Here is a 9,368-nt window from a genome sequence, read left to right on the forward strand (position 1 = left end):
GCTTCGGGTCCGATCACCGGTGGGCGTCGCGCAAGGGCCTGTGCATTTCGGCGAGCGTTGAAACGTGCTGCCCACTCGGTTTGCGCTGCCGCGCGTACCAAAATACGCCGCCCATGGACAAGAACATCAACGGAAGAATGCTGAAAAACACGCTTGTCGACTCCGTGAAAACCTTCAAGCAAACTGATATCAACATCATGTAATAAAGCTGTGATTTAATATCGCCAGATCTTGCTTTGCTCCAAAGTATTCCCATAAAATAGGCGATTACCAAAAAAATCAAACACCCAAAATAGTGTAGTGACTGGAACGAGTCAGCAAAGCCGGTATGGGTCGCTCCACCTCTGGAAAAGCTCTCATATTTGGACTGCTCGTAATCATCTCTTTTAACTTTGAGTTGTTTCTTAAAATCGGGGCCGACAATGAATGCTGGAATATAAAGATTGATCAACCCGTTGTAATACGGAGTTAAAAGATCGTATTGCTCAGTCCATTGGGAAATAGCGATATCTGAAACTCCACTGCCAACCTCGCTGAATTCTTTTGCAGCAGTATCTTGGTCCGCATTCGCAGCGATTGCGCCGATCAGCGATGCGTCATTATTAACAATAAAAGATCTAATCGTTCCGGCATTGTTAATAAAAATTCCGCCAGCCAATACCATTGGAACTAATATCAGGCGGCTGACAGATTTTTTCTTTACAAAAAATAATCCGAGCAAAAATACGACGACAATAATGAATGTTAATTCACGGCGTGCAGCAAACAACACTGCTGGCAAATTTACGCAAAAGCCGAGTATTGAGACGATAAGGGCCTTTTTATCTCCAGTATAAAGATACAATAGCCATGCTAGCGAGGCACCATAAATCAACAACTGCGCGACAAAGGCGTAAAATGCAATCGGGCCGGTCCATGCCTCCCCAACCTTCAGTGTCGCTGCCATTCTGTACATTAAAAAGACACCGCTACCGCCAACAATGGTAAGCGCCACTGCTCCGTAAAATAGTTTGTTCAAGTCATATCTCTGGGACAATTGTTCCAGAGAGTTATGCGACGTGGTGGGTGTCCTGACTCTGCCTGCCCAATATCCAATAGCAGTGCACGATATACACAGTATCATGTATCCCCAGGCCAGTGTGGGCTCGAAATCGTTGAGATCACCGGATGCTTCGATGCGCCATGCCTGCGGAAGGATGAAAGACCAGATGAGTACCGACGCTGCAACGGGATATTCGAACAGCATTGCAGGGCGCAGAACGGCCACGATCGCCAGAAGGGCGACCATGGCGGTGAGACTCGTCAGTTCGATCGACATGCCGGTACCTTATCGCTTCACAGTAAGGGATGCCACCCGTGCCGAAGCTCAGGTTGCCACGATTTCCTGCAGAAAAGACTCCCAGCGATCGCACAACGCGGTGAAGCTAAACGTAGCGTTATAATGTCGCTGTAGTCGGGCGTGGTCGATCTGTTCCGCATACAGCGCCTCGGCCATAGAAGCCAAAGCAGGCAGGAATTCAGCGAGATTGCCACTGGTAATCCGGCAGTCCGGATTTGCGTAGTCGGGGATGCCCCCGACCCCGTTTGCGACAAACGGTAGTCCGCACGCCATCGCCTCCAGCAGAACCAGAGGCGCACCTTCGAAACCGAACGTCGGCAGCAATTCGACATCGTAGGATTGCAGCTGCGCGATGTAGTTTTCATCTCCCTGATACCGGCCGTGGAGTCGGACGCGATCCTGCAATCCCTTGGCGGCAATGGTATCACGAATCCGTCTTTCGTCGGGGCCGGTTCCCCATATGTCGAGCGAGCCGACATGCTCGGACACCTGGTCCCACTGCTCAAGTAGCCAATGCGCGCCCTTGTGTGGCGAGAGGCGGCTGAAATAGCAGGCCTTTAACGCGCCCCGCGCTGGCCGCAATGGAGCGCTTCGCGCCAGATCGGCAACCCGCTCCAGCGGATGCGGCATTGCCGGGATGGTCGTGTGGCGCCCGGTCCATCCGAAATTGCTACAGAATTGGGTTTCGACCGGGCGCCCCTGGCCGACGATCGCGTCGAAACCGAGGTGCACCAGCATGCGCGGATCCAGCAGCCCGTTGCGTTCGCCGCTCATCACCTCGAAAAAGACCCGCTTGCGGATTCGCCGGTTAAGAAGGGGGCCTATCATCGATTTCCAGCCCGTCCCGATGACGACCACGCAATCGAACGCGCTATCCTTCCCGCCGGGGTAGCCGTGCAGGACTTGACCGACGGTATCAATATTCACGATCCGGACGCTGTCTTCCTCCGGCAAATCCCACGGCTCTGACCCGATCGGACCAGGGGTCGCGACCGTGACCTGATGCCCGCGTTCGGCCATGCCGCGCGCGAGCCAGAGCGTAAGGTGCTTAACCCCGCCTTCGCTGTGCAAATATCCGACCAGCAGCAGTTTCATGCGGTGTCGGTCCTTCTGCTCGGGCCGGTCAAAAGTTCGAGATACTCCGCGGCAATGGAATCGGGATCGTAGGCGGTACGATACGCGTCGAGGATCGCTGCCGGCTTCCAGGCGTTGGCGCGCCACGCCGCAACCGCGTTGCGCAAGACGGTAGCCGCTGCTGCGACATCGCCCAGCGGCATGATGTCGCCGAACCGGCCACGCGCCAAAATCTGCGGTATCGCACCGACGGCCGACCCAAGGAACGGACGGCCGCGGCTCAACACTTCCAGCGCAACGAGGCATTGGCCTTCGCTGATAGACGGATTGAGGAAGATATCGCACGAATCGATCGCGGCGGGTACGGCGGCACGCTCGACTGGGCCATGAAAGATGGCCGGCAGGGCCCGTTCGGCTGCCGCCGCCCGCAGCGCTATTTCATGTTCGCCTTCGCCGAACAGGTGCAACTCCACTGCGTCGCCCTGCAGCTGTTCGACGATATCAAGCAGATAAAACAGGTTCTTTTGCGGCGCTAAGCGGCCCAGAAAGCCCAGCCGACAGATGCCGTCATGCGCTGGAGCGTTGTTCGGCGCTACCGCTGGTTTTGGCGGAAGATAAGGCATTTCCACGATCCGTCCGCCAAACCCAGCCGCGCGAAGATCGGCGGTGAAGTCCGGACTTTGTACGATCATCGTATCGATCGCCCCGCCAATCCATGCCGGAAGACCGTTGCTCCATAACTCGGACGGCCGATAGGGCGTGATAAAGAGCAGTTCCGGACGCCCGTTCGGGCGGCGATCGAGCAATCCCAGCATATGCTGGAACACGCGGCGGGGCGGTATCTTGCCAAACACGATCCGGTCCACGTCGCGAAGGTGCGTGGCGTGACGCAACAGCAATAGCCAATCGGGTAACGCCCATCTGCATCCGGCACGCAGCGATGTGCGATATACCGTGGTTCCCGACGCGGCTAGGTCACGCAACTGTGGTAGATTCTCTGCCCAAACGAACAAGGCGGGGTCGATCGCAGCACCGCTGAACGCGTGCAACAAATCCTCGAAGCAGGATTCAATGCCGCCGATTGCTTCGAACCCGCCGACATAGAAGGCAACCAAAGGGGCATTCATGGCAGCACGCCTATCTTCGACCGTCGCGAGGGAAGGATCGCGCGCGCCAGTGCCAGCATATCGGAGGGGCGCGTCCACAGGCACATCGCAACAGATGCGAGTACGGCCCCGCTGCCAAGTCCGACCTGGGCGACGGTGAGCGTCGACCAGGCGTGGGGCGCAACGAGGACACCAATCAGCAGCGGCGCAAGATTGACGGAGATCGCGCGCACTTCGCTCCAGTGCGCATCAGACCAGAGTGCGCGGGCAATTAGCGTTCCCAGCGTCCGGAGCAGGAAGACCGTAGCCACGCCGGCGGCACCGAAGGCCCATGCGCCTGCCACCAAGGCGAGCCCGTACGGCAGGATGGCCCCGCTACCGATCAGGAAATTGGCGCGCGTTTGGCGGCGCGCGTTGAGCAGCGAATAATAGATTGTCGACACGCCTTCGATCCAAAAGGCGATTGCGAGGATTTGTAAGCTCCATGTCGCCTGGTCGGCAAAATCGCGACTGATCCAATAGCGTAGCAATGGCGCTGCAGCGACGCCCACCACGAGGTAACCCGGCGTGAGCAGGAGAACGAAGCGGACCGTCTTGTCGAGCAGGATATGTTCGCGCTCAGCATCGGCCCCCACCAATTTGGGGAAAATCGTCGAAATAAGGCTGAACGGCAGGATCATCGAGCGCGACGTTAGCGACAAGGGAATGCTGTAAACCGGAATCTGTCCTGCGCCGCTAACCGCGCCAAGCACAAGTCGGTCCGCTGACGAAACGACCGTCTCGACCAACGTTGAGAGGGTAACCCACCCGCCATATCCCAGCATCGCTCGTACCGGTAGGAGCGAAATGCGCGGGTAAAGCCGCTGAAACTTCGCGCCGGCAAGGACCAGTGTTCCTCCTACGAGTAGGAGCGAACGCGTCCACAGCGTCGCATAGAGCAGCACGCCTATGTCGGGCGACCAGTACAGCGCGGCGAGTACCGGCATCAAAATGGTCAAAACGGTCTCGAACGCGCCGAAAACGGATAAGGTCACAAAGGCTTGCCGCCCATGCCACACCCCGCGGACATTGGCCGACAGGATCGTACATAGTCCGATCCCGACCAGCGGCAGGAAAGCGGCTCCGGTCTCGGTCCGCACCGTCGGACTCATGTGCATCAGATCGGCGAGACCGATCGGCAACAAGCCAAAGATGATGATGCTGGCGACAAGGCCAAGCGGCGTGCTGAACGCCATCGCCGACCAGAATGCCTCGGATTGCGCTGGAATATCATCCCTCAGCGGACCGGCCACTTGATAGGTCAGCGCCGGCCCCAGTCCGAAATTGAACGTCGCCACATACATCGACAGCGACAGGATGACGGTAATGACGCCGTACCGTTCCGCCCCGATCGCATGGAAATAGACCGGCGTAAGCACGGCGAAAAGCGCGATACCCAGCACGCTCCCGCTCAAATTAATCAAAAAGTTGCGACCCGATGACATCAGCGGGCGCGCCCCGTGTCATCGGGCAGGATCATCGCATCCCCTCTCAGCGCACGTTGCGGAAATAATCGATCGTGTGCTTCAGGCCCTCGCGCAGCGGCACGTTCGGTTCCCAATTGTTGAGAAACTGCTTGGCCTTGGAAATGTCGGGTTTGCGCTGCGTCGGGTCGTCCTGCGGCAGGGGCAGATAGACCAGCTCCGACTTCGAACCGGTCAGCGACAGCACTTCCTGCGCCAGCTCGATCATCGTGAATTCGACCGGATTGCCGATGTTGATCGGTCCGGTCACGTCGGGTCCGGTGTCCATCAGCCGCAGGAAACCTTCGACCAGATCGTCGACATAGCAGAACGAACGCGTCTGCTTGCCCTCGCCGTAAATCGTGATCGGATCGCCCTTCAACGCCTGGACGATGAAGTTGGAGACGACGCGCCCGTCGGCTGGGTGCATGCGCGGGCCATAGGTGTTGAAGATCCGCGCGACCTTAATCTCGACCTTGTGCTGGCGGTTATAGTCGAAGAACAGCGTCTCGGCGCAGCGCTTGCCCTCGTCATAGCAGGAGCGGATGCCGATCGGGTTGACGTTGCCCCAATAGCTTTCGGGCTGGGGATGGACCGACGGGTCGCCGTAAACTTCGCTGGTCGACGCCTGGAAAATCTTCGCCTTCACGCGCTTGGCGAGGCCGAGCATGTTGATCGCGCCGATCACGCTCGTCTTGGTCGTTTGCACCGGATCGTGCTGATAATGCACCGGCGAGGCGGGGCAGGCGAGGTTGTAGATTTCGTCGACCTCGACATAGAGCGGGAAGCACACGTCGTGGCGCATGAATTCGAGGCGCGAATGGTTGTGCAGATGTTCGATGTTGCGCTTAGCACCGGTGAACAGATTGTCGACGCACAGCACTTCATGGCCCTGCTCGAGCAAGCGGTCGATCAAATGCGATCCGACGAAACCGGCGCCGCCGGTGACGAGGATGCGCTTTCTGCTTTCGTAAAGACGTGCCACGTAGACTTCCCCTTAATCGTCGCGTCAGGCGACGGCGCCGCGCGCCGCGCCTTCTGTATGGTGTTCGAGAAACCAGCGATAGACCGCCGGGGTTCCCTGATTGAGCGGCACCGACGGGTGCCAGCCAAGGCCGTTCAGCTTGGTCGTATCGACCAGCTTGCGCGGCGTCCCGTCGGGGCGGCTCGCATCGAAAACGAGATCGCCAGTAAAGCCGACCGCGTCCGCGACGTGCCGCGCGAGATCGGCGATGCTGACTTCATCACCTGTCCCGATATTGACGAACTCCTCTGCGGAATAGGTCTGGGCCAGGAACACGAGCGCATCGGCGAGATCGTCGACGTGGAGGAATTCGCGCAGTGGCGTGCCGCTGCCCCACACCGTCATCGCCGCCGCGCCAGCCAGCTTCGCTTCATGCGCCTTGCGCATCAAGGCGGGCAGGACATGGCTCGATTCGAGGTCGAAATTGTCGAACGGGCCGTAAAGGTTGGTCGGCTGCGCGGAAATGAAGTCGCAGCCATATTGTCGGCGATACGCGGCGCAGAGTTTGAGGCCCGCGATCTTGGCAATCGCATACCATTCGTTGGTCGGCTCAAGCGGACCGGTCAGGAGCGCGCTCTCCGCCATCGGTTGCGCAGCAAGCTGCGGGAAGATGCATGACGATCCGAGGAAGACCAATTTGGCGACCCCGGCGCGACGCGCACCTTCGATCACGTTCGCCTCGATCATGAGATTGTCGTAGAGAAATTCCCCCGGAAACGCGTCGTTCGCGGCAATCCCGCCGACTTTGGCGGCGGCGAGGAAGATCAGGTCGATCTTGGCACTGTCGATCCACGCGAAGGTCGCCGCCTGGTCGCGCAGGTCGACGCGCGTTTCGGGCGACACGATCGTGCAGCCTTCACCCAAGAGCCGTCGCACGAGCGCACGCCCGACCATGCCGCGATGCCCCGCGACCCACACGCGCTTGCCGGTGAGAGGAAAGACGATGTCCGCCATCGTTCAGCCGAGCAGCTTTGCCACGTCGGGGCGGTCGGCAAGGCTGGCGAGCGTGATCGCGCGACGATGGCCGTCGGGAAGATGGATGTTGAGCCGCGCGACCAGATCGCGCGTGACCAGATCCTTGCGCACGCAAATCCAGTTCGACTGCGAAAAATTGTCGAGCCCGCGCTCATACGCCATCAATTCGAGCCCGTTCGGCAGCAGGCGGCAGAGGAAATAGCGCTCACCGAGGAATTCGTAGAAATCGAACAGCCCTTCGCGCGCGAGCAGCGTGAAGACATTATATTCGAACTGGATGACATCGATCGCGCCGCGCGCCAGCATTGCGTCAAACCCGCGCAGCACGGTCAGGTCATGCCCCTCGGTATCGACCTTGAGCAGATCGATATGCTCGATCCCGAGCCGCGCGCATTCGGCGTCACCGGTTTCGGCCGGCACTGTTACCTTGGTCACGGTGAGTGTGTCGTCGAAGCGATGCACGTCGTACACCGATGACACCACGCTCAGATTGGAGGCGTTGAACTCGAGCGCGCCGGGGACGTTCGACAGCGCCTTGTTGAACAGATGCGCGCGGGGGTCGGTGACGTTCGCGGTCAGCTCGGCATAGGTCGTCGGGATCGCTTCATAGCAATAGACGGTCGCGGTCTTCGAAAAGTGCAGCACCTCGGCCACCCAATCGCCGATATTGGCACCGACATCGAACACGGTGGTCAGCCCGCGTGCGCTCATCCGCTGGAGGAAGAGACGCTCGCCATTGGTGGCGATGTTCACATCCTCGTTATTATACCCCCACAGGATCCGCCGGGCGACGATATACAGCACATACGACGCCTTGCCGCGTTTGCGCAGCACGCCGTCGAGCGCTTTGATGACAAGACCCTTGATCACGGCGTACCTCTCTCAGCTCTTGATCGCATACAGCGTCGAGGGCCGCTCTTCATCCGGGCGTCGGCTTTCGGCCTCGCGCGCAATGACCTTCAAATCCTCGCGCACCATTTCGGCGCACAATTCGGCGAGCGTCGTCGTCGCTTCCCAGCCGAGCAGGCGCTTGGCCTTGGCCGGATTGCCGATTAGCAGATCAACCTCGGTGGGCCGGAAATAGCGCGGATCGACCTTGACGAGGGTCTTGCCGGTCTTTGCGCAAACCCCAACCTCATCAACGCCGGTGCCGCTCCAGTCGATCGTCACATCGACCTCGGCAAAGGCCAGTTCGACGAACGACCGAACCGTTTGCGTTACACCCGTTGCCAGCACGAAATCGTCGCCGTGCGGCTGCTGCACGATCCGCCACATGCCCTCGACATAATCGCGCGCATGGCCCCAGTCGCGCTTGGCGTCGAGATTGCCGAGGTACAGCGTCTCCTGCAGCCCGAGATGGATCGCCGCCACCGCCCGCGTGATTTTGCGCGTGACGAAGGTTTCGCCGCGACGCGGGCTTTCGTGGTTGAACAGGATGCCGTTCGAGGCGTGCATGCCATACGCCTCGCGGTAATTCACCGTGATCCAATAGGCGTACATCTTGGCAGCGGCATAAGGCGAGCGCGGATAGAAGGGGGTCGTTTCCGACTGTGGCACTTCCTGTACCAGCCCGTACAATTCGCTGGTCGATGCCTGATAGATCCGCGTCTTGTCGACCATGCCGAGCAAACGGACCGCCTCGAGCAGCCGCAGCGTTCCGATGCCATCGGCATTGGCGGTATATTCGGGCGTTTCGAAGCTGACCGCGACATGGCTCATCGCCGCGAGATTGTAGATTTCGTCAGGCTGCGTTTCCTGGACGATTCGTGTCACGTTCATCGAATCGGTCATGTCGCCATAATGCAAATGCAGCCGCGCGCCGATTTCGTGCGGGTCCTGATAGATATGGTCGATCCGCCCGGTGTTGAACGACGACGACCGCCGCTTCAGCCCGTGGACCTCATAGCCCTTGGCCAGTAGCAGCTCGGCCAGATACGCGCCGTCCTGCCCTGTGATGCCGGTAATCAACGCGGTTTTGCTCATCAACGGGTCCCAGAGCCTGCAGCGCAAGTGACATAGCAGCCTGTCACATTCCGTCCAGTGCTGCGTTTGCGAAGGGATGTTTCCGAGCGTCTTAAGGGAGCGCGTGCGATCGACGATCCGGCGTCCTTTGAGGAAATCACGTGTCCCGATAAGGGCGGCTGCGGCCTCGATTCTCACCGCCCGCGCTTCGTTCGGAAGTACGATCGGAAGCGGATTGCCGCGGGTCAGGCAGAGTGCCGCTTCGGCACGCGCAGCTCGCGCCGAAGTCCGTTCAGCCGACCAGACGCAACGGCTCCGCCCTCGGCGCGGGGCGTGGCTGGTCGGGCCAGATGCCGCGCGTGTCATAGACGATCTTGTCGGCGCGC

The 9,368-nt window shown here is 59.5% G+C and carries 8 protein-coding genes; all 8 read right to left on the reverse strand.

Features of this window, described 5'->3' with window-relative positions; translation table 11 throughout:
* Positions 1 to 13: 13 nt before the first annotated feature.
* The 8 genes from ABWP09_RS04780 to gmd all read right to left on the reverse strand — a co-directional run bounded on the left by ABWP09_RS04780 (position 14) and on the right by gmd (position 9,003).
* The gene (locus ABWP09_RS04780) at positions 14 to 1,318 is read right to left on the reverse strand and encodes an O-antigen polymerase (RefSeq protein ID WP_353204018.1); all 1,305 of its coding nucleotides are present in this window, start codon (positions 1,316 to 1,318) and stop codon (positions 14 to 16) included.
* Positions 1,319 to 1,366: 48 nt separating this feature from the next.
* Positions 1,367 to 2,434 carry a glycosyltransferase family 4 protein gene (locus ABWP09_RS04785; protein ID WP_353204019.1) on the reverse strand — a complete coding sequence of 356 codons (1,068 nt, stop codon included), beginning with the start codon at positions 2,432 to 2,434 and terminating at the stop codon, positions 1,367 to 1,369.
* Positions 2,431 to 3,618, reverse strand: coding sequence for a glycosyltransferase family 4 protein (locus tag ABWP09_RS04790; RefSeq protein WP_353204020.1), 1,188 nt, complete (start codon positions 3,616 to 3,618; stop codon positions 2,431 to 2,433). The genes ABWP09_RS04785 and ABWP09_RS04790 overlap by 4 nt, the downstream gene beginning before the upstream one ends.
* On the reverse strand, positions 3,537 to 4,961 hold the full coding sequence (locus ABWP09_RS04795) for an oligosaccharide flippase family protein (RefSeq protein ID WP_353204021.1): 1,425 nt from the start codon (positions 4,959 to 4,961) through the stop codon (positions 3,537 to 3,539). Before ABWP09_RS04795 ends, ABWP09_RS04790 begins: the two co-directional genes overlap by 82 nt.
* A gap of 88 nt (positions 4,962 to 5,049) precedes the next feature.
* The gene (locus ABWP09_RS04800) at positions 5,050 to 6,006 is read right to left on the reverse strand and encodes a UDP-glucuronic acid decarboxylase family protein (protein ID WP_353204022.1); all 957 of its coding nucleotides are present in this window, start codon (positions 6,004 to 6,006) and stop codon (positions 5,050 to 5,052) included.
* A 24-nt stretch (positions 6,007 to 6,030) separates the two neighbouring features.
* A complete protein-coding gene (locus ABWP09_RS04805) occupies positions 6,031 to 6,999 on the reverse strand; it encodes a GDP-L-fucose synthase family protein (protein ID WP_353204023.1) in 969 nt (322 codons plus the stop codon).
* A 3-nt stretch (positions 7,000 to 7,002) separates the two neighbouring features.
* Complete coding sequence (locus tag ABWP09_RS04810; RefSeq protein ID WP_353204024.1) at positions 7,003 to 7,890, reverse strand: FkbM family methyltransferase; 888 nt, start codon at positions 7,888 to 7,890, stop codon at positions 7,003 to 7,005.
* 12 nt (positions 7,891 to 7,902) lie between these two features.
* A complete protein-coding gene (gene gmd / locus ABWP09_RS04815) occupies positions 7,903 to 9,003 on the reverse strand; it encodes a GDP-mannose 4,6-dehydratase (protein WP_353204025.1) in 1,101 nt (366 codons plus the stop codon).
* Positions 9,004 to 9,368: the final 365 nt, after the last annotated feature.

It is taken from the genome of Sphingomonas sp., from assembly GCF_040398505.1.
Classification (GTDB): domain Bacteria; phylum Pseudomonadota; class Alphaproteobacteria; order Sphingomonadales; family Sphingomonadaceae; genus Sphingomonas.

What these genes read in the sequence shown, in the direction of transcription:
- ABWP09_RS04780 (WP_353204018.1), bottom strand. Translation starts at nt 1,318, where the DNA reads ATGTCGATCGAACTGACGAGTCTCACCGCCATGGTCGCCCTTCTGGCG.
- ABWP09_RS04785 (WP_353204019.1), bottom strand. Translation starts at nt 2,434, where the DNA reads ATGAAACTGCTGCTGGTCGGATATTTGCACAGCGAAGGCGGGGTTAAG.
- ABWP09_RS04805 (WP_353204023.1), bottom strand. Translation starts at nt 6,999, where the DNA reads ATGGCGGACATCGTCTTTCCTCTCACCGGCAAGCGCGTGTGGGTCGCG.
- gmd (WP_353204025.1), bottom strand. Translation starts at nt 9,003, where the DNA reads ATGAGCAAAACCGCGTTGATTACCGGCATCACAGGGCAGGACGGCGCG.